The organism is Arsenophonus endosymbiont of Aleurodicus floccissimus (assembly GCF_900343025.1).
Classification (GTDB): domain Bacteria; phylum Pseudomonadota; class Gammaproteobacteria; order Enterobacterales; family Enterobacteriaceae; genus Arsenophonus.
Genome location: NZ_OUND01000006.1, coordinates 86,560 through 106,841, shown reverse-complemented (window position 1 = coordinate 106,841; position 20,282 = coordinate 86,560). Strand labels below are relative to the sequence as shown.

Genomic DNA, 20,282 nt, shown 5'->3' with positions numbered 1-20,282 from the left:
TCAGTTCAAGCCTGGGCAATATGCAGAACCTTGTAGAAAGTAAGAAAAAAAGCGTATGATAAACATACTAGAATGATAAACTTGAGCATAGATTATGATTAATATTACTGAAGTAGCACAAGCTCATTTTGCTAAACTATTGGCAAATCAAGAACTTGGTACACAAATTCGCGTATTTGTCATTAATCCTGGCACACCTTCTGCAGAATGTGGGGTCTCTTATTGTCCTCCTGATGCTATCGAAGCGACGGATATTGAACTTAAATTTGATAAACTTTCAGCTTATATTGATGAAATTAGCGCACCTTTTCTGGAAGAGACCGAAATCGATTTCGTAACGGATCAATTAGGATCTCAACTTACCCTAAAAGCGCCTAATGCTAAAATGCGAAAAGTAGCTGACGATGCTCGACTGATTGAACGAGTTGAATATGTTATTCAATCACAAATTAACCCACAATTAGCAGTCCATGGAGGACGGGTTTCATTGATGGAAATCACTGACGATGGATATGCAATTCTACAATTCGGTGGAGGATGTAATGGCTGTTCAATGGTCGATATTACCTTAAAAGAAGGTATTGAAAAACAGCTGCTAAATATGTTCCCAGACGAATTGAAAGGCGTAAAAGATTTAACCGAACATCAGCGTGGTGATCACTCTTATTATTAAAATAATTACTCATTTTTACCAATGATGGATACTCTTTAAAAGTACAGAGAGTATCTTGTTTTTCCGAATGTAAAATAATATTGTGTAGATTACTATGGATAATTTTAAATTAATTACAGTTGAACAAGCCTATAAACTTTGGCAAACAGGTGACATCATCATGGTCGACATTCGTGACCCGCAAAGTTTTCATTCAGCGCATATTAAAGGCACTTACCATCTCACGAATGAGACCTTAAATAACTTTATTAAGCAAACAGACTTTGACTCATCGGTAATGGTAATGTGTTACCATGGTCATAGTAGCCAAGGCGCAGCACAATATTTAGTTAATATGGGCTTCGAAACTGTTTATAGCATAAATGGTGGTTTTGAAGCATGGTTGAGAGAATACCCACACACCATCAACTCACTCTCGTAAGCGATATAACTGGTTATGATCCATTTAATTTCTATAGCAAATCCTAGATTAGCACAAGCATTTATTGATTATATGGCGATGCAAAACATTGTTATCGAAATGCGCGCAGAACCACAGGAAAAATTTTTTGATCTCTGGCTACATGATGAAAATAAGTTCGATCAAGTGCAGCAAGAACTAAAGCTGTTTATGCAAGATCCTCTTAATTCACGTTATCAGGCAGCAAGTTGGCAAACGGGACATATTGATAAAAAATTTGGCTACCGTAATTATCTAACTGTTGATTACTTAAAAAAACAATCTGGGCCACTAACCATCATCGTTTTCTTTTTATCTATTTTGATTTATATTTGGATATTAATTTCCGGTAATGACGCAGTAATGGCTTATCTTGCCTGGCCATCAAGTACTCAGTACACTGAAATCTGGCGAATATTTACCCCCGCGCTCCTTCACTTTTCGTTGATGCACATTTTGTTTAATTTAATCTGGTGGTGGTATTTAGGTAGTCAGGTAGAACGCCAATTGGGTACAGGTAAACTATTTGTCATTGCTATTGTATCAGCTCTATTTAGTAATTGGGGACAATCGCTCTTTAGCGGCTCTGCTTTTGGTGGTCTTTCGGCGTAGTTTTTTCGCTGATTGGCTACGTTTGGTTAACCGATGAACGTCACCCAGAAAAAGGTATTTCTATTCCAAGAGGGTTAATGATATTTGCTGTTTTATGGTTATTTCTTGGTTACTTTGATATTTTTGGCATGAAAATAGCTAACCCGGCGCACACTGCCGGGTTAATTATCGGTTTATTAATGGGATTATGGGATAATAGACATAAACCAAATAATACCAAACATGACCAATACATATAGTGATACTTGAGGTTTTTGTGAAACAAACTCAACGCCATGATACTATTATCGAACTTGCCCGTATTCAAGGCTATGTAAGTACTGAAAAGTTAGTTGAATATTTCAATGTCAGCCCACAAACTATCCGTCGTGATCTCAATGAACTGGCGGAAAAAAATAAAATTCAGCGCCATCACGGAGGTGCCGCGCTTCGTTCAAGTTCTGTTAAGACTGCTTACCACGATCGCAAGATGATGTGGTCGAGTGAAAAAGAACGGATTGCTCAACATGTTGCCCGTCAAATCCCTAATGGAGCTACCCTATTTATTGATATCGGCACTACACCAGAAGCTGTCGCCTATGCTTTGCTGGATCATAAAAATTTAAGGATCGTCACTAATAATCTTAATGTTGCAACCCTACTTATGGCAAAAAAGGATTTTCGTCTAATCTCAGCAGGAGGAGAAAGTTCGCAGCCGTGATGGAGGAATTGTTGGTGAAGCAACCTTAGATTTTATAACTCAATTCCGTCTAGACTATGGTATTTTAGGCATCAGTGGTATCGATGGAGATGGTTCATTACTTGAGTTCGACTACCATGAAGTACGAACAAAAAAAGCAATTATTGAAAATTCTCGTTGCGTTATGCTGGTTACTGATCACTCAAAATTTGGTCGCAATGCAATGGTTAACCTAGGTAGTATGGAGATGATTGATTATCTTTTTACTGACAAAGCACCTCCTGCAAACATCCACAAAATGATTGAGCATCATAATGTAACACTTGAAATATGCTAATGCTCACTTTGTTGCAGGAGATTTTCTTATTTCCTGCTCTATTTTGTGGCTATACTTCTTAATAAGCTAATATTCTCTCCAGATTAATACTCATTTTCTTAATTAGTTTGCTATTTTTGATCTATTTTTCCAATAAATGATAAATAACTTCAATTTAATGGTTTTTCTCCACTTAATAATAGTTGGCTTTAGAATCTAATTTGATTAAAATTGTGAGCGAAAACGAACATATTTGAGCAATCTCGAACATTGTGGGACGCATGAAAACAAAAGATTTAATTGTGCTAGGTGGTGGTATAAATGGTGCAGGTATTGCCGCTGATGCTGCTGGTCGAGGATTATCAGTATTACTATTAGAAGTTCAAGATCTTGCTAGCACAACTTCTTCTTCTAGTTCCAAACTAATCCATGGCGGATTATGCTATTTAGAACATTATGAATTTCGTTTAGTTAGTGAAGCTCTTGCCGAACGTGAAGTTTTGCTTAAGCTTGCTCCTCATATTGCTTTCCCTATGCGTTTTCGCCTACCTCATCAACCTCATCTTCGTCCTGCTTGGATGATACGTGCTGGCCTTTTCCTTTATGATTACCTCGGTAAACGTACCAGTCTACCGGGAAGTAAAGGGCTAAAATTTGGTAAAAACTCTGTCTTAAAATCAGAATTAACAAAAGGTTTTGAATATTCAGATTGTTGGGTAGATGATGCACGCTTAGTTGTCCTCAATGCACAAGAAATTCTCAGACATAAAGGTGAAGTTCGAACTCGCACTAAAGCGAGGAGAGCCTGGCGGGCAAATGGGCTCTGGGTCGTAGAAGCAGAAGACTTACGTACGGGCAAAAAAGAAACTTGGCAAGCAAAAGGATTAGTAAACGCAACAGGACCTTGGGTTAAATCTTTCTTTGATGAAGCGTTACAATTAAAATCTCCCTACGGTATCCGGCTAATTAAAGGTAGCTATATTGTTGAACCATCGTGTACACGATGGTTCACAAGCTTATATTTTACAAAATGAAGATCATCGTATTGTCTTTGTTATTCCTTGGATGGACGAGTTTTCTATTATCGGTACTACCGATGTCGAATATCAGGATGATCCAAAAGATGTTCTCATAGATAATAATGAAATCAATTATTTATTAATAAGGTTACAACGATCATTTCAAAAAACAGCTAACACAGCAAGATATTGTCTGGACTTACTCTGGGGTGCGTCCATTATGTGATGATGAATCTGATTCACATCAAGCTATTACACGTGATTACACCTTCGACATCCATGATGAACAAGGAAAAGCACCTTTACTATCTGTTTTCGGAGGTAAATTAATCACCTATCGTAAACTTGCAGAACATGCGATAGATAAATTAGCTCATTATACTATCCTAATGCCGGTAAAGCGTGGACTAAAGAAGCAACGCTACCTGGTGGTGATATCGAAGGCTGTGATCGTGGCGGTTTATGCCTAACTATTACGTAAACGCTACCCATGGTTACCAGAAGGCATTGCATTGCGATATGCCCGCACTTACGGTAGTAATAGCAATTTGATCTTGAAACAAGCACAATCGTTATCAGATCTAGGTGAAGCTTTTGGCCACAATTTATATGAAGCTGAATTACGTTAGTTATTTAGTCGAAAATGAATGGGTTACAGAGTTAGATGATGTCATCTGGCGCAGAACCAAATTAGGTATGTAGCTCAATGATGACGAGAAACAACGAATAACGCAATGGCTGACTAAAAATACAACCATCACACAATAAAAACATATAAGCCTCATAAAAATTTATGAGGCTTATATCGCAACTTTATCGGCTACAACCCGCTCAAGACAGTTAATAAAGTTTCTTTGCCGTATCTAACCAATCCTGCTTAAACTTACGTTGCATATTTTCAACTGCATCAATAATATCATGATGAACCAGTTTATCATTTTGAATACCAACACAGCGGCCACAATAGCCCTGTATAAGTAACTGAATAGAGTAAGCGCCCATACGGGATGCCAGAACTCGATCACTCGCTACTGGGCTACCACCTCGCTGAATATGACCTAAAACCGTTGCTCGTGTCTCATGCCCCATTTCTTCTTCAATATATTCTGCTAATTCATTAACATCATAAATATGTTCAGTAATAGCAACAATCGCATGACGTTTACCTCTTGCTAAACCAGATTTAATTTCTGTCAGTAACTCTTCCTTATCAAAAGGTATTTCGGGCAATACCACAAACTCACAGCCTCCAGCAATAGCCGCGGATAAAGTTAAATCACCACAATGACGTCCCATTATTTCAACTATCGAAATACGTTTATGGGAAGTGGAGGTATCACGTAAACGATCAATTGCTTCAACAATGGTATCCAAAGCGGTAAAATAACCAATCGTATAATCAGTACCGGCAACATCATTATCAATAGTTCCGGGTACACCTATACAAGGGAAGCCCGCTTCCGTGATCTTCTTTGCGCCACGATAAGAGCCATCTCCACCAATGACAACCAAGGCATCAATATTATGTTTTTTCATATTATCAATAGCTTGGGTTCTTATCTGATTTTTATCACGAAATTCAGGAAAACGGGCAGAGCCTAAGAAAGTACCGCCGCGATTAATAATATCAGAAACACTAAAACGGTTGAGTTTTTTTATTCGATTTTCATAAAGTCCCATATACCCGTCGTAGATACCATAAACTTCTAAACCTTCAGAGAGTCCCATGCGCACAACACTACGAATAGCAGCATTCATTCCTGGCGCATCACCACCACTGGTTAAAACGCCAACTTTTTTTATTTCTTTTTTGTTCATGGTGACCTCTCATTTAATATATTGCCACAAGTATAAAAACCATAATTTCATGCATTTTGCTTACGGCTATAACTGGCTGAATTGATTTAGCTTACTATATTATACGATAAAACTTTTACTGAATGCTTAAATTATTAACTTTCTTTGATAAAGTAAAATTTAGTATAAATATTGCAAATGCTATTATTAGAATAATTAAATAAAAAAAATGTCTCATCATTATATTAATAAATTATATATTTAGCGGATAATTCAGTTATCTTAATAGATAGTTTAATTTTTTTATACGATAAATATATAAATTACTTTTCTTAAACCAGCGCTATCAATAAAACGCTTTTTATGTCTTTTTAATATAGCTAGCTTTATCTATAAAAATTTTTAACTTTTAATTAAAAACTGTCTGATTAATTTACACCTCCGATTTGCACTTCATCTAAAATATTCCTTATAAATAAGTTAGTTACATCGAAAAACGCATATATAAATTTAACACCACTAGTGTACAAAAAATTATAGAGAAGGCAAAATATAACAGGCATTATTACCCACAGTGGAAATAAAAAAATAGTATCGCTAGATAGAAATATTTTAGTAATTTTAAATATAGGATCTGCGAGTAAATGAAATAATGGAGAAAAAATGTTAGAAATATTCGATGTGAACTACAACCTTTTGACTGAAAAAAAATCAAAAGAATTATTTACGTTAAGAAAAGAAACATTTAAAGATCGTCTTAACTGGGCAGTTAATTGTATTAATGGCATGAGTTTGATGAATATGATAATGACAACGCTAACTATCTATTTGGCGTAAGAAGTAATACCATTATCTGTAGTGTTAGGTTTATTGAAATGCAATTTCCTAATATGATCATAGGCACATTTGCACCTTTTTTCAAGCATCTCAATCTCCCTAAAGAAAACTATATTGAATCAAGCCGCTTTTTTGTGGCTAAAAACCGAATAAGCCAGGGAAATTATAATAAAGATCCCGTCTATTCTATATTATTTTTAGCAATGCTTAATTACGCAAAAAAATACCAGTATGATGGCATTCTCACCATCCTTAGTCGTGCTATGTTGAAGATTTTAGAGCGTTCTGGTTGGGATATATCAATTATCGAACAAGGGATATCTGAAAAACACGAAAAAGTATATTTGATGCTTTTACCTACAGACTCTGGAAGCCAAAACCAACTTATCCTAAAAATAATAAACCATTATGACAGCCTTATTAATAATAAATTGAAGCAATGGCTATTAATATATCCATCATTTGGAGACAGGTTTAATGAGTTGTAATTCGACACCAAGTCTTATTGCATGCTTAGCATTTATGACACCTAATTTTTTTACAACATTGCCGATATGAAATTTTACCGTACCCAACTTTATACCTAGTATGGTTGCAATTTCCTGGTAGGTTTTTCCCATACTAGCCCAGTATAAAATTTCATTTTCACGTGGTGAAAAAAAATCTTTCCCATCTACTGGCATAAAGTAGCTTTGTTGAGTTATCTCTCGATATAGGGAGGTGATTTTTTCATGAATAGTAATCAAAAGCATTTGCAAATCACCCTTACTCTTTTCTAGCTTTTCTTCTATATCGATGGCTCCATCTTCATTCATCAAAATCGATAACATAGCAAGATAGTTATTACAATCATGAAGCACAAAAGTATAACCATTCATAACACTATAATTTTTTGAGATATTAAAGATCTTTTTGAAACCATTTAAATCCTTAACAGAAAATCTCTCATTCCAAGAAAAAGGAGTAATTCGACTAAAAGCTGCTAAGACAACTGGATCTATTTGTTGATATTGCCTGCGTTTATATATATCAATCCATTCCGTCGGATAATTTGAGATGATTAGCATGCGCATTGGGTCTCTCTTATTGAGAATCATATATGCATATTTGAAATCTCCAAAAACAGCCAATTTTCTATCTAAATAATTTTTTACTGAGTTATCTATTTCATCATTACCATAAAATAACTCTGACATCTAATATCACCTCAAAAGTAAAATAATAAACTTCCATGTTAGGACAAAAGTATAGTACAAAATTAGACTTAAGTCTAACTACAATCGAAGCATAAAAAAAGGTAAGATCACTATTACATTTATATAAAAACAATAAAAAAAACTGACCTCATGTAAAGTCAGGCTGCCAATCTGGCCAGCACCAGAGAAATTTATTTCTCAATATCATAAAGCCATATAGTCAGCAGAAGTAAGATGTCTCTGCTGGTTTTATAGCTTTTTTCATCATAATTTGCCATTAATAATTCACTTTTTCTTCGTAAGACTTTAATTTTTACTTATATATCAATATATTAACCTTAACAAAGAAATAAACTTCTGCTTACAAATTTATTTATAATTAAATCAATATATCGACTAATTAGCCATATTTCATTCTAAAAATCAGTTTAATCTATATCTCAATTGCTCTATAAATTTCATTTAGTTATATATTGAACATCCTACATATTAAAATTATCTAAGAATTTTACGATATAAAAACATTATGAATGGTTTATTCTTTATGAAAATAAATGTGCTAAATAAGCAACATTTTTTGGGTAGATGCTTATCATAATTGAATTTTTCAATGTTCTGTCACTAATTAACAATATCTTTTTTTAAAAAAAAAACACCATAGCAATACAAGTGTGTTATTTAGCCATGTTAACAATTTTAAAAAATACCTTAACTTAATAAACTAGTATGATTTTGAGTACTAAATAGTTGCTTACTACTAATATTATTTGATTATATTTTTACTAAGCTAATTTTTGGTTAATTACATGAAAAACAATGACTATTCAACCAATTGGATCGATACGATTTACTAACTCATGTAACTGCTGCGCTTGCTGGTTAACGGTCTTCTCTCCCATAGCGGCTTCTACTGTTAAATTTTCCAAAGTGTTGTCGTTATCTCAGACATTGATACCATTGCGGTAGAGGAACGTCATGGTAACAAAAAACGCGGTACGCTTATTGCCATCATTAAAATGTGACTTCTGGCGATAGCAACCCAGTAAGTGGCGGCCAGCTCAAAAATATCCGTAACACCGTCATTGTGTGCACGATTTTACACCCGGTAAATAAGAGCTTCTGCTCTACCAGGATCCGGCATACCAGCAACGCCGGGAAGCCATTGTAATATACGGTCACGGTCATGAAAAGCAATAACTTCCTGTGCGCTGACTCATATCATCAGTTTGTCAAAGCCTCTACAGTATGCCTATGGAGCTGCATAATCACATCAAACTCCGCATCCAGCTTAGCTTTCTGGTATGCCTCGAATTCAGCCTTACTGATAACTACTACTGAACTTCCATCCCTGCGGGTAATTTCAACGGGTTCACCATGAGTGGTAGCATCTAGCACTTCTGAGATATTGGCGCGGGCTTGAGTGGAAGTGTATGTACGCATGATATGTCTTTTAAAGTGTACGTCGAGCATTTTTATTGTGCAACTATATGAAAAGAAATGAGTGATGGAGCCATTAGGCATTCAAATTGACATATATAATATTTGTTTATTTTTTATTAGTTTGGAAAATAAAATATAGCTCACTACCGTCTGAACATCTTACAAAGAGTTCTCTACTTCATATCCATGTTCTTTTTTGTATATCGTTAAGTTTTCCCATATTGTATCGATTTTATTGAGGATGTCCTTAAATTAGTCTACTTAAAACCAACTAAGTACCATTTTAAGTACACCAATAATGTGCGCTTTGGTGATTTCTCATATGAAACTTGTTGAATTTAAAAAGCCAGTATTCGCACTGGCTTATTGGTATTAGTTGCAAGTTATGATATTTAGTAAATTTACTTGAGAGAATCTACTCGATGTTTTGAATCTGCTCACGCATTTGTTCTATTAATACTTTTAATTCAACAGCAGAATTAGTCACTTGGCTATTAATAGACTTTGAGGCCAAGGTATTAGCTTCACGATTAAACTCCTGCATCATAAAATCTAACCGACGGCCGACAGCTTCTTGTTTTTTAAGAATATTATGTGTTTCTTTGACATGAGCATCCAGCCTATCAAGCTCTTCTGCAACATCAATACGTTGCGCTAATATGATAAGCTCTTGTTCTAATCGATTATTATCTATCTGAATTTCTGCCTCCTCTAATTTTGTTTGTAAGCGCTCACGCTGCCATTTTAAAATTTCAGGCATTTGACGACGAACCGCTTGAATTTCCTGACAAACAGCATCTAGCCGTTGCTCAATCATTATTTTTAGCATCTTCCCTTCGCTTTCCCGATTGAGAATAAAATCATCTAAAGCAAGTTCTAATTCTTTAAGTACATGCGTACAAATAACATCCAAATTCTGCTCTTGAGCCGACATAACACCAGGCCAGCGAAGAATTTCTAATGGATTAATTTCTCCCTCACCACTACTCTTTTTTACCCAGTTAGCAGTTCTAATCAATTGGTTAGCTAACTCTTCATTCAGCACTAATTCACTCTGTTGGTGTGAACTAAGTTCAAAACGTAAACTACACTCTACTTTTCCTCGGGTTAATCTGGCACGTAGACGCTCACGAATAACAGGTTCCAGACTTCTAAATTGTTCCGGCAAGCGAATATAAGTTTCAAGATAACGTTGGTTAACGGAACGCAGCTCCCAAGCCGCATTTCCCCATTCACTTTTTATATCTCGTCGTGCGAAAGCGGTCATACTATGGATCATATTTCGTTCCTATAAATAAAAATTAAATTATAACCTTGAGTGAAACCATAGGATAGGCATTCAATGTCGAAGAACGTATAATGCGCCACCAACATTGTTTAACTACGGAGATAACACCATGCGTCCAGAGAATAGAGAAGCTAGTCAGGTGCGCCCTATAAAAATCACCCGCCAATATACTAAACATGCCGAAGGCTCTGTTTTGATTGAATTTGGTGATACCAAAGTATTATGTAACGCCACAATCGAAGAAGGCGTTCCCCGCTTTTTAAAAGGCCAATCACAAGGTTGGATAACAGCGGAATACGGTATGCTACCACGGGCAACAAATTCTCGTAACATACGCGAAGCCGCAAAAGGCAAACAAACGGGCCGCACCATGGAGATACAACGCCTTATTGCCCGTTCTCTGCGAGCAGCCGTTAATTTAAAACAATTAGGTGAATATACCATTACACTAGATTGTGATGTTATTCAGGCTGATGGGGGGACTCGTACCGCTGCAATTTCTGGTGCCTGTGTCGCTTTAACGGACGCATTAAATAAAATGGTCGCAGAAGGAAAATTGAAAAAAAGCCCACTTAAATCGATGGTTGCTGCGGTTTCTGTCGGCATAGTGGATGGCAAACCTATTTGTGATCTAGAATATATTGAAGACTCTGCCGCAGAAACAGATATGAATGTTGTCATGATGGATAATGGTAAAATGATCGAAATTCAAGGTACTGCCGAAGGTGAACCATTTAATCATGAAGAGCTGCTATCACTGCTTTCTTTAGCAAAAAATGGTTTACAAATTATTTTTACCGCTCAAAAAGAAGCATTAGAACAATAAATTTTTAATCATCTGTTTAACGGTCTTTTTATAGCAATTAATTAAAGTGAGAATAAATTAAAGAGGGAAATTTAATGAAAGGTTATCAGCGCGAATTTATTAAACTCGCCATGAAAAAAAAGCATTGGAATTTGGTGAATTTACGTTGAAATCTGGTCGTAAGAGCCCCTATTTTTTCAATGCAGGCCTCTTTAATACAGGAAAAGATTTAGCTGCACTTGGTCATTTTTATGCCCAAGCGCGTTCATGGATCATAATCCTACTTGTAACATTATTTTTGGTCCGGCCTATAAAGGGTATCCCGATCGTAACAACCATGGTAGTTGCACTATCTGAGCATTATCACTTCGATAAGCCTTACTGTTTTAATCGTAAAGAGGTTAAAAAACATGGGGAAGGTGGGGAATTAGTCGGTAACCCATTAAAAGGAAACGTTGTGATCGTTGACGACGTTATTACAGCAGGAACTGCAATCAAAGAATCTGCAGAAATAATTCAGCGAAACAAAGCTAAACTTAGCGCTGTTATATTAAGTCTAGATCGTCAGGAGAAAGGTGAAAAGAATCTATCCGCCGTCCAAGAAATCGAAAAAAAATTCAAATGCAATGTATTTTCTATTATCACTTTGAATGATTTAATTAATTATCTAAGTGAAAATCCGAATATGTCAACCCATTTAGCTACGATGAAAGCTTATCGTGAGAATTATGGTATCACTCCCTCTTAACAAATAAAAAAATTAGCAACTTTATTAACCCACTAGCATAAAAAAAAAACTCCGCCCAAATATCAGGCGGAGTGAGTAGTACAATTAATTAATTATTGCAACTGCGCCAAGATCATAGGCCAGCGTGCCTCAAATTCTTTGGTTGGGCAATACCGAAATTCTGAGCGTACAAAACGTGATAGCATACCCTCACAAAACACTAATAATTGAGATGCTAATAAACTCTCATCATAACTAAAACTTTGCTTATCACGTATTTTTCTTTCCTTTAAAACCTGTCTAAATTGCGCTTCGATACGTTCAAACAATTGGCTAATCCTATCTTGTAACTGAACTTGCTCAAACATCAACGCATGTGCCGTCATTATTCGTGTCAATCCAGGATTTTTCTCCGCAAAACCGAGTATCAACATTAAAATCAACCGAATACGCCTAATGGTGTCTTTTTCATCTTGCAGAATCAGATTAATCCGTGAAATTAAAGAATTTTCAATAAATTCAATAAGACTATCAAACATTTTTCCCTTACTAGGGAAATGCCGATAAAGTGCTGCTTCAGATACACCAACATGACTTGCCAATTTAGCTGTAGTAATGCGTTGACTACCATCACTCGTTTCCAACATTTGCGCAAGCACCTGCAAGATTTCCTCACGCCTGTTTTTCTTCTTTGTTATCTCTTTTCCTGCCATGGCGAAACAAGACCCCTGATAAAACAACAAAACAGACCACGCAATCCTTGCCTTTCATCATTTATAAAGCGCAAAATTTAATAAATTTATAATATTTTATAAACAACAAGATTATTATTGACGACCTGAATGACCAAAACCACCACTACCTCGTTTTGTCATTTCAAAATCTTGTACCAGATCAAACTCAACTTGAACAATTGGTACAAAAACCATTTGTGCTATACGCTCACCAGGTTCAATAGTAAAACTTGTATCACCACGATTCCAGACTGAAACCTTCAATTCACCTTGATAATCAGAATCGATTAAACCGACTAAATTTCCTAATACAACACCATGTTTATGTCCTAAACCTGAACGAGGAAGAATGACTGCAGCTAATTGTTGATCTGCAATATGCATTGCTAATCCTGTAGGTAATAGCTCAGTTTGACATGGTTCTAATTGAATAGCCTTATCTAAGCAAGCTCGTAGATCTAACCCAGCAGATCCTTCTGTCGCATAAGTTGGCAACGGAAATTTATTTCCTACACGAGGATCAAGAATTTTAATGTCTATTTTTTTCTTCATAACGTTGAAGTATCTCATCGAGTAAACGGTGACCAAGCTCTAATTTATGGCTATGTGGTAAATATATCTCTTTATCTTCCCAAAATAAATTCAAGGCATTGCTTTCTGAATTAAACCCATGATCAGCTAATGAAACATCATTTGCACAAATAAGATCCAGATTTTTTTGGGTACGCTTATTACGGGCATATTCTTCCATATTTTGTGTCTCTGCTGCAAATCCAACGACATAAGGACGATTTTTAGTCAATTTACCAACACTTGCCACAATATCAGGATTTTTTACCAATGTCAGAGTAATTTCATCTGCCTGCTTTTTAATTTTTTCTTTTGTAAACTGTTTTGGTCGATAATCAGCAACTGCGGCACATCCAATAAAAATATCTTGTTTATCAATTATATTATGTACTTGACTATACATTTCCAACGCGCTGACAACATTAATACATTTAACGCCTGCTGGTGTTGGTAAATCAACTGGACCGGTAATAAGTGTTACATTAGCCCCTCGTTTTGCAGCAGCTTGTGCTATCGCGAAACCCATTTTCCCTGAACTATGATTAGTCACAAAACGAACGGAATCAATTTCTTCTTGTGTTGGCCCCGCAGTAATTGCTAAATGCAGGTTTACCATATCTAGCTTATGCTGAAAACTATTCTTAGCTAATTCAACAATAGCTAACGGATCTAACATTCGACCAGGGCCAATATCACCACAAGCTTGACTACCTTCATCTGGACCCCAAACTAAAACATGGCGTTCTTTAAGTATTGCAATATTTTGCTGAGTAATATTAGCGCGATACATTTGCTGATTCATTGCCGGTACGACAGCTATTGTTGCCTCTGAAGCTAAACAGACCGTTGTTAATAAATCATTCGCCATACCAACGGATATACGAGCCAGCAAATCTGCAGTTGCAGGCGCTAAAATAATTAAATCTGCCCATTTTGCTAATTCAATATGACCCATTGCAGCCTCTCCGGCAGGATCCAATAAATCATCAGCAACCGGATAGCCCGAAACAGCCTGTAGCGTCAACGGTGTAATGAAAGATTTGGCGGCATTCGTCATTACCACACGTACAATTGCACCATGGTCACGCAAACGACGAACTAATTCTGGTGTTTTATAAGCAGCAATACCACCACTAATACTAAGTACGATATGTTTACCTGTAAGTTCTGCCATCATATATATCCAAATTCAAATGATGAGTCTACTGATATTACCATAAGCTGAAGTTTAGGGGAGAATACCATCAATTTTTATCTTAAAAAAACTTTGTTGCAAAGCGCTACGCAACTACGCTAGAAAATTTTGGCCCATATTTTGGCATGCTGTAAACTGTCAAAGCTACAAGGAAATAGACAGGAATAAACATATGGACGAAATAAATTATGCACTTCAACCTATAGAAAAGCTTTTAGCTTATGGGGCATCATCATTAAGTGACCAAGAGCTTTTGGCCATTTTTCTTCGCACAGGATTGCCTGGATTTCCAGTTTTAATATTGGCTGAAAACTTATTAAAAGAATTTTGCTCGTTACACAAACTATTAACTACTGATTATCAACAATTTTCAGCGCACAAGGGATTAGGAGTTTGTAAGTATTCACAATTACAAGCTATTGGTGAAGTCGCTAAACGATTCTTTACACAACAACTTATTAATCAAAGTATTATGAGAAGTCCTAAGCACTTGAAAAATATCTACTCGATTTTTATCTTGGACAGGATAGAGAAATTTTTATTGTATTATTTTTAAATAACCAAAACCAAATTATCTGCTATGAAGAGATGTTTAAAGGCACCATAAATCGCGTTGAAGTACATCCAAGAGAAATTTTAAGGCAGGCGGTTAAAGTAAATGCAGTATCCATTATTCTTGTACATAATCATCCTTCGGGTAACCCAGAGCCCAATTTAGCGGATAAAATTGTCACCGAAAAAATCGCTAATGCTTGCCGTTTGATAGATATAAAATTGTTTGACCATTTTGTCGTCACCGATAAAAAATGCCTTTCATTTGTCCAACTTGGCCTACTCTAGTACCATATTTTGACTAATAAATAGCAACTTTATTAGTTCTCGGCTTGAGTGAAGGCGCTAGAGGGCGTATAATACGCCACCTTTAGGATCTCGGGTTTGGCAGGAAGAGCCTATCTCAGTAAATTTTACTGAAATTAAGTTATTTTTTATATTAATTATATTAAGAAAATTTGCTGAGGAATAGGCTTCCAAGTCTGACGAGGCAGTCAGTCATTCCCGATATAACGCTCGAACTGATTAGATTTTTGGAGAAATAGACATGTCACGAGTCTGTCAAGTTACTGGTAAGCGCGCAATGAGTGGTAACAAACGCTCACACGCAATGAATGCAACTAAACGCCGCTTTCTGCCAAACCTGCACTCTCACCGTTTCTGGGTTGAATCTGAGAAACGTTTCGTAAAGCTTCGTGTGTCAGCAAAAGGCATGCGTATAATCGATAAACAAGGGATTGACGCAGTTCTTGCTGAACTTCGCACCCGTGGTGAGAAATACTAAGGAGCTAAAGAAAATGGCTAAAGGTATTCGCGATAAAATTAAACTGATTTCTTCTGAGGGTACAGGTCACTTCTATACTACAACGAAGAACAAACGTACTATGCCTGAAAAATTGGAAATGAAAAAATTCGATCCATTTGTTCGTAAGCATGTGATTTATAAAGAAGCTAAAATTAAATAACTTCTTAAAAAAACCCAGCTTCCGCTGGTTTTTTTTATAGTATTTTGGGTGTATAAAACACAAAGCTTTATATTATTCACATTTTTATTCATTCCATTCTTTTCACAACAAAAAGATCTGCGCCCTATTTGAAAAATTTACATCTCTTTTTTAATATTTTTACCTATTTATCATCAAGAAATAAATCGTTAAAGTTGTCCAAAGATTCAATACTAAAAATATTAAGACATTTTAGCCTTGAGTTAATAAAACCAATTAAATTGGTCAGTCACGACTTAAGTAAGTTTAAATTATCGACTTTATCTGATATCAGATATTTATTAATTTATCGACAGTAACATTTACTCATATTGGTAGCAAAATAGATAATATTTCAGTGTATTTTTTGCTAATAAAAACATAAACAGCTATAACAACTCCATATCACCTCTAATGAAAGATCATTGACAACCAAACTGCTGTTGATAGTTGTCTAACCGATTATATAGAAGACAGCCAACCTAAACATTTTATGATATGATTAATATCGATAAAAAGAAAAGTAACTACTAGGCATTTTATAGCTATTGCAACGACTGAAAATATCGACTAAGTGCTGAGGAATGCAAGGAACGTATGATTAAACTAAAATTTTAATTAATGCTTTAATAGCAAATAGCTTTATTAATTTTATATTAAAATAGACTAAAAAATTTGTTTTCAATATAATAAATAACCTTTTAAAAAAACTATCGGGTATAAATAATTATCAAAAATTGTAAAAATCTATTATTTTATTTATTAAGTTTTAACTTACATATCGATATAATTTTTCTTTGAATAAAAACATTACTCAGACAGTCAAGAATTACTATTTTTAAGATAATAAAATAAACATCTAAAATTTATATCTAAAGTGAAATAACCAGTGCATTTAAAATTATTACCATAATTACTCAAACAGTTAACAGAAACTCGAAGAGTAACAAAAATTATTCAATTTTTTGTTATAATAAACTAAATCAAACTATCAAGTTATCTTATTTTCATACTAGCCATATAATCTTTCACCACTGTCGATTCAAACTTTCTAAAAATATTTATAAATATTTCTATTTAAAAAATAGATAGATAGCATGATGTGTAGTAAAAAATAGTAGATAATAAATTACAAATCAGTAATTTTATTGTTAAAATAATTGATAATATTAAAAATTCTTTACTTTATATAAATTCAAATTTTTATTATTTTTTCAAATCTGCTGAAAATTTTTAAAATAAAAGTTATTTTTAATGCCAAAATAGGTAACCATTTAGATTATTCTAATAAATTAACTATCTTAAATTTGTTGAATTTATAGTGATAACATTGGTCAAAAAATCAGATAAACTTATAAACAAACAATTCAAGAGTGACTGCAGCAAGTGGATAAACAATTTAAAAAAATTCTGATCATTAAAATGCGATTTCATGGAGATATGTTGCTGACAACACCTGTCGTTAGCACGCTCAAAAAAAATTATCCAGCCGCTAAAATTGATATTCTTCTCTATCAAGATACAATACCAATCTTGTCTGAAAATAGAGAAATTCATACACTTTATGGCGTTAAAAACAAAAAAAATAACATAATAGCTAAATTAGTTAATTTTATTTTATTAATCAATAAATTACGAGAAAATCATTATGATTTAATTATAAATTTAGCTGATCAATGGATTGTGCCTTTTTTAGTAAGATGTATTCCTGCCAAGATGAAAATTTCTCACCAATTTAACGATAGAAATACAAACTATTGGTCTGGAAGTTTTACACATATGGTTAAACCAACGGGAAAACATGTTGTTGAACAAAATCTTTCTATATTAAAACCACTTCAACTTAATACTTTGTATTCCAGTACAACAATGACTTACCAACCAACTGATTGGGGAAAAATTAATCACCGATTAATATCTCTAGGTGTACATAGTAGTTATGTTGTTATCCAACCAACAGCTAGACAAAAATTTAAGTGCTGGGATGATGAAAAATTTGCTGAGGTGATTGATAATCTACAATCTAGAGGATACCAGGTAATATTAACATCAGGTCCCAGTAAAGATGATCTCAGCTGTGTGACTAATATTGCACAACAATGTCGTCAATCACCCATTACCGAATTTGCAGGAAAAACAACATTTCCAGAATTAGGTGCTCTAATTAGCCATACCGCCTTATTCATCGGTGTAGATTCAGCACCAATGCATATTGCAGCAGCATTAGAAACCCCTATTATTTGCTTGTTCGGTGCGACAGATCATCAATATTGGAAACCATGGAGTAAAAATGTTATTCAAATTTGGGCTGGCAATTATGAAAAAATGCCAGAACGACATGGACGTGATCGTAATAAAAAGTATCTATCAATAATTCCCGTTAAAGATGTTATTACCGCTACAAAAAAAATGTTACCAATAGATATACAAACCATAAAATCTGAGATAGAGATATAATCCGATGGAAATTGCATTTTGTTTATATAAATATTTCCCTTTTGGTGGACTACAAAGAGATTTCATTCAGATTCTCTCTGCTTGCCAAAAACGAGGGCATCAAATACGTGTTTACACAATGGTATGGGATGGTGAAATTCCTGCTGATATGAACGTTATCATAATCCCAGTTAAAGCACATACAAATAATGGGCGTAATGAAGCATTTTATTATCAGGTCAAAACACATTTAATCCAACATCCTGCTGATATTATTGTTGGTTTTAATAAGATGCCAGGATTAGATATTTATTATGCAGCAGATGTTTGTTATGCAGAAAAAGTTGAAAAAGAAAAAGGTTTTTTTTATAAACTGACTAAACGATACAAACATTATATCGCTTATGAAAAAGCGGTTTTTGATGCAGATAGTCACAGCAAATTATTAATGCTTACCCAACATCAAATTAATGATTTTAAAAAGCATTATAAAACACCTGATGCCCGTTTTTATCTGTTACCACCGGGCATTGACCTTAGTAGAAAATATGACCAACAGATTATTGACGCAAAACTAATTTATCGTAAAAAAAATGCTATCTCTGAGGACCAATTTCTTTTATTACAAGTCGGTTCAGATTTTAAACGTAAAGGCGTAGACAGAACACTTAAATCAATAGCTTCCCTGCCTGACAAAATAAAAAATAAGACTATGTTAATGGTAGTAGGACAAGACTCACCTACCCGTTATCAACGGCTAGCAAAAAATTTGGGGATAGATAAACAAGTTTTATTTTTTCAGGGGCGTAATGATATAGCAGAATTGATGGCTGCTGCTGATATGTTAATTCATCCTGCCTATCAAGAAGCTGCTGGTATAGTATTAATCGAAGCCATTACAGCGGGTTTACCAGTAATTACAACAGATATTTGTGGCTATGTGTTCTATATCAAATATGCAGATTGTGGCATAGTAATAGATGAGCCTTATAAACAAAAAAATCTTAATAATGCTTTGACAACAAGTTTAACTAATAAATCTCTATTAAATCAATGGTCAAAATCTGCGCGCCACTTTGCTGATACTCAAGATTTATACAGTTTGCCTGAAAAAACTGCAGATATTATTTTGGGATGCCAGCATGGTTGAACTTAAACAACCTTTTAAAAACTTATGGCAAGACAAAGATCCCTTTATAGAAATAGAAAAATTAGATGGTAAAATTTTTCGTCAATTAGAGACACGCAAAACATTATGCTTTATGCTTAATGAAAAAAGTTATTTTCTCAAAATTCATTATGGTACTACGTTAAAAGAAATACTAAAAAATCTATTTTCTTTACGCTTACCCGTATTAGGTGCGGATAGAGAATTGAAAGCAATCCATCGCCTAACTGAGGCAGGCATTGATACTATGCATGGTAAAGCTTTCGGTCAGAAAGGAATTAATCCTTTACGCCGTAAGTCATTTATTATTACCGAAGCGCTTATTCCAACCACTAGCTTAGAAGAGTACTGCGCAAAGTGGAAAAATTCAGCTCCCCAATTTAGTACTAAAAAAATATTAATTTGTCGAATGGCTGAAATAGTACGTAAAATGCATGCATGTGGTGTCAATCATCGCGATTGCTATATTTGCCATTTTTTATTACATTTGCCCTTTGACGGCGATGGAAAAAAATTAAAGATTTCAATCATTGATTTGCATCGTGCCCAAATACGTCAGAATGTAACAAAACGTTGGAAAGATAAAGATTTGATTGGATTATATTTTTCATCACTGAATATCGGTTTAACCCAACGAGATATTTTTCGTTTTATGCAGATTTATTTTTCTGATAATTTAAAAAATATTCTCAACAATGAACAAAAATTGATATCGAGCGCTAATATTAAAGCAGAAAGAATAAAAGAAAGAACGGTTAGGAGAGGATTATAACTCTAACCGTTTTGTTTTATAAAAAATTTTAGGAAATAGGTATA

16 protein-coding genes and 6 pseudogenes are annotated in these 20,282 nt (G+C 34.6%); 14 read left to right on the top strand and 8 right to left on the bottom strand.

Translation table 11 applies throughout. From position 1 onward, the window contains the following. Positions 1-94: 94 nt before the first annotated feature. From nfuA to glpD, 5 genes and pseudogenes are all read left to right on the top strand, one after another. Positions 95-673: a Fe-S biogenesis protein NfuA gene (nfuA, locus tag ARADI_RS15615; RefSeq protein ID WP_119712621.1), complete on the top strand. Its 579-nt coding sequence runs from the start codon at positions 95-97 to the stop codon at positions 671-673. Between the two features lie 94 nt (positions 674-767). Next, on the top strand, positions 768-1,094 hold the full coding sequence (gene glpE, locus ARADI_RS15610) for a thiosulfate sulfurtransferase GlpE (RefSeq protein WP_119712620.1): 327 nt from the start codon (positions 768-770) through the stop codon (positions 1,092-1,094). Between the two features lie 15 nt (positions 1,095-1,109). After that, positions 1,110-1,963 (top strand): annotated as a pseudogene (gene glpG / locus ARADI_RS15605) (rhomboid family intramembrane serine protease GlpG). Positions 1,964-1,980: 17 nt separating this feature from the next. Beyond that, positions 1,981-2,740: pseudogene (locus ARADI_RS15600) on the top strand (DeoR/GlpR family transcriptional regulator). A gap of 260 nt (positions 2,741-3,000) precedes the next feature. Beyond that, positions 3,001-4,506: pseudogene (glpD, locus tag ARADI_RS15595) on the top strand (glycerol-3-phosphate dehydrogenase). 72 nt (positions 4,507-4,578) lie between these two features. Here glpD and pfkA read toward each other — a convergent pair. Next, entirely contained in the window at positions 4,579-5,556 is a 978-nt protein-coding gene (gene pfkA / locus ARADI_RS15590; protein ID WP_119712619.1) for a 6-phosphofructokinase, read from the bottom strand. Positions 5,557-6,198: 642 nt separating this feature from the next. Here pfkA and ARADI_RS15585 point away from each other — a divergent pair. After that, positions 6,199-6,860: pseudogene (locus ARADI_RS15585) on the top strand (acyl-homoserine-lactone synthase). Here the strand turns inward: ARADI_RS15585 and ARADI_RS15580 are convergent. The 4 genes and pseudogenes from ARADI_RS15580 to ARADI_RS15565 form a co-directional block, all read right to left on the bottom strand. Beyond that, positions 6,831-7,568, bottom strand: coding sequence for a helix-turn-helix transcriptional regulator (locus ARADI_RS15580; RefSeq protein WP_119712618.1), 738 nt, complete (start codon positions 7,566-7,568; stop codon positions 6,831-6,833). The pseudogene ARADI_RS15585 and the gene ARADI_RS15580 sit on opposite strands and share 30 nt — an antisense overlap. Before the next feature lie 824 nt (positions 7,569-8,392). Beyond that, positions 8,393-8,763, bottom strand: a pseudogene (locus ARADI_RS15575) (type II toxin-antitoxin system death-on-curing family toxin). 26 nt (positions 8,764-8,789) lie between these two features. After that, a complete protein-coding gene (locus ARADI_RS15570; protein WP_119712639.1) occupies positions 8,790-9,008 on the bottom strand; it encodes a type II toxin-antitoxin system Phd/YefM family antitoxin in 219 nt (72 codons plus the stop codon). Between the two features lie 415 nt (positions 9,009-9,423). After that, a complete protein-coding gene (locus tag ARADI_RS15565; protein ID WP_119712617.1) occupies positions 9,424-10,287 on the bottom strand; it encodes a YicC/YloC family endoribonuclease in 864 nt (287 codons plus the stop codon). Positions 10,288-10,405: 118 nt separating this feature from the next. Between ARADI_RS15565 and rph the strand changes: the two genes are divergently transcribed. Then, entirely contained in the window at positions 10,406-11,122 is a 717-nt protein-coding gene (gene rph, locus ARADI_RS15560; RefSeq protein ID WP_119712616.1) for a ribonuclease PH, read from the top strand. Positions 11,123-11,267: 145 nt separating this feature from the next. Then, positions 11,268-11,849 carry an orotate phosphoribosyltransferase gene (gene pyrE / locus ARADI_RS15555; protein ID WP_238149548.1) on the top strand — a complete coding sequence of 194 codons (582 nt, stop codon included), beginning with the start codon at positions 11,268-11,270 and terminating at the stop codon, positions 11,847-11,849. Between the two features lie 92 nt (positions 11,850-11,941). Here the strand turns inward: pyrE and slmA are convergent, their stop codons facing one another. The 3 genes from slmA to coaBC all read right to left on the bottom strand — a co-directional run bounded on the left by slmA (position 11,942) and on the right by coaBC (position 14,306). Continuing rightward, entirely contained in the window at positions 11,942-12,541 is a 600-nt protein-coding gene (gene slmA, locus ARADI_RS15550; protein WP_119712615.1) for a nucleoid occlusion factor SlmA, read from the bottom strand. Between the two features lie 114 nt (positions 12,542-12,655). Then, complete coding sequence (dut, locus tag ARADI_RS15545; RefSeq protein ID WP_119712614.1) at positions 12,656-13,114, bottom strand: dUTP diphosphatase; 459 nt, start codon at positions 13,112-13,114, stop codon at positions 12,656-12,658. Continuing rightward, positions 13,092-14,306, bottom strand: a complete 1,215-nt coding sequence (gene coaBC / locus ARADI_RS15540) for a bifunctional phosphopantothenoylcysteine decarboxylase/phosphopantothenate--cysteine ligase CoaBC (RefSeq protein WP_119712638.1) — start codon at positions 14,304-14,306, stop codon at positions 13,092-13,094. The genes dut and coaBC overlap by 23 nt, the downstream gene beginning before the upstream one ends. Before the next feature lie 193 nt (positions 14,307-14,499). On the opposite strand from coaBC, the pseudogene radC reads away from it, so the two are divergent. The 6 genes and pseudogenes from radC (at position 14,500) to rfaP (ending at position 20,238) form a co-directional block, all read left to right on the top strand. Continuing rightward, a pseudogene (radC, locus tag ARADI_RS15535) lies at positions 14,500-15,167 on the top strand (RadC family protein). Positions 15,168-15,426: 259 nt separating this feature from the next. Next, positions 15,427-15,663 carry a 50S ribosomal protein L28 gene (gene rpmB / locus ARADI_RS15530; RefSeq protein WP_119712613.1) on the top strand — a complete coding sequence of 79 codons (237 nt, stop codon included), beginning with the start codon at positions 15,427-15,429 and terminating at the stop codon, positions 15,661-15,663. 13 nt (positions 15,664-15,676) lie between these two features. Continuing rightward, positions 15,677-15,844, top strand: a complete 168-nt coding sequence (rpmG, locus tag ARADI_RS15525; RefSeq protein ID WP_119712637.1) for a 50S ribosomal protein L33 — start codon at positions 15,677-15,679, stop codon at positions 15,842-15,844. A gap of 1,404 nt (positions 15,845-17,248) precedes the next feature. Beyond that, positions 17,249-18,319: a lipopolysaccharide core heptosyltransferase RfaQ gene (gene rfaQ, locus ARADI_RS15520; RefSeq protein ID WP_119712612.1), complete on the top strand. Its 1,071-nt coding sequence runs from the start codon at positions 17,249-17,251 to the stop codon at positions 18,317-18,319. A gap of 4 nt (positions 18,320-18,323) precedes the next feature. Continuing rightward, the gene (locus tag ARADI_RS15515; RefSeq protein ID WP_119712611.1) at positions 18,324-19,448 is read left to right on the top strand and encodes a glycosyltransferase family 4 protein; all 1,125 of its coding nucleotides are present in this window, start codon (positions 18,324-18,326) and stop codon (positions 19,446-19,448) included. Continuing rightward, complete coding sequence (gene rfaP, locus ARADI_RS15510; protein ID WP_119712610.1) at positions 19,441-20,238, top strand: lipopolysaccharide core heptose(I) kinase RfaP; 798 nt, start codon at positions 19,441-19,443, stop codon at positions 20,236-20,238. The genes ARADI_RS15515 and rfaP overlap by 8 nt, the downstream gene beginning before the upstream one ends. Positions 20,239-20,282 lie beyond the last annotated feature (44 nt).

Bases quoted from the DNA above. Each gene is read 5' to 3' on its own strand.
- rpmG (WP_119712637.1), top strand. From the start codon at position 15,677: ATGGCTAAAGGTATTCGCGATAAAATTAAACTGATTTCTTCTGAGGGT.
- rph (WP_119712616.1), top strand. From the start codon at position 10,406: ATGCGTCCAGAGAATAGAGAAGCTAGTCAGGTGCGCCCTATAAAAATC.
- ARADI_RS15515 (WP_119712611.1), top strand. From the start codon at position 18,324: ATGGAAATTGCATTTTGTTTATATAAATATTTCCCTTTTGGTGGACTA.
- rfaP (WP_119712610.1), top strand. From the start codon at position 19,441: ATGGTTGAACTTAAACAACCTTTTAAAAACTTATGGCAAGACAAAGAT.
- ARADI_RS15565 (WP_119712617.1), bottom strand. From the start codon at position 10,287: ATGATCCATAGTATGACCGCTTTCGCACGACGAGATATAAAAAGTGAA.
- rpmB (WP_119712613.1), top strand. From the start codon at position 15,427: ATGTCACGAGTCTGTCAAGTTACTGGTAAGCGCGCAATGAGTGGTAAC.
- nfuA (WP_119712621.1), top strand. From the start codon at position 95: ATGATTAATATTACTGAAGTAGCACAAGCTCATTTTGCTAAACTATTG.
- glpE (WP_119712620.1), top strand. From the start codon at position 768: ATGGATAATTTTAAATTAATTACAGTTGAACAAGCCTATAAACTTTGG.
- coaBC (WP_119712638.1), bottom strand. From the start codon at position 14,306: ATGGCAGAACTTACAGGTAAACATATCGTACTTAGTATTAGTGGTGGT.
- ARADI_RS15570 (WP_119712639.1), bottom strand. From the start codon at position 9,008: ATGCGTACATACACTTCCACTCAAGCCCGCGCCAATATCTCAGAAGTG.
- slmA (WP_119712615.1), bottom strand. From the start codon at position 12,541: ATGGCAGGAAAAGAGATAACAAAGAAGAAAAACAGGCGTGAGGAAATC.
- pfkA (WP_119712619.1), bottom strand. From the start codon at position 5,556: ATGAACAAAAAAGAAATAAAAAAAGTTGGCGTTTTAACCAGTGGTGGT.
- dut (WP_119712614.1), bottom strand. From the start codon at position 13,114: ATGAAGAAAAAAATAGACATTAAAATTCTTGATCCTCGTGTAGGAAAT.
- ARADI_RS15580 (WP_119712618.1), bottom strand. From the start codon at position 7,568: ATGTCAGAGTTATTTTATGGTAATGATGAAATAGATAACTCAGTAAAA.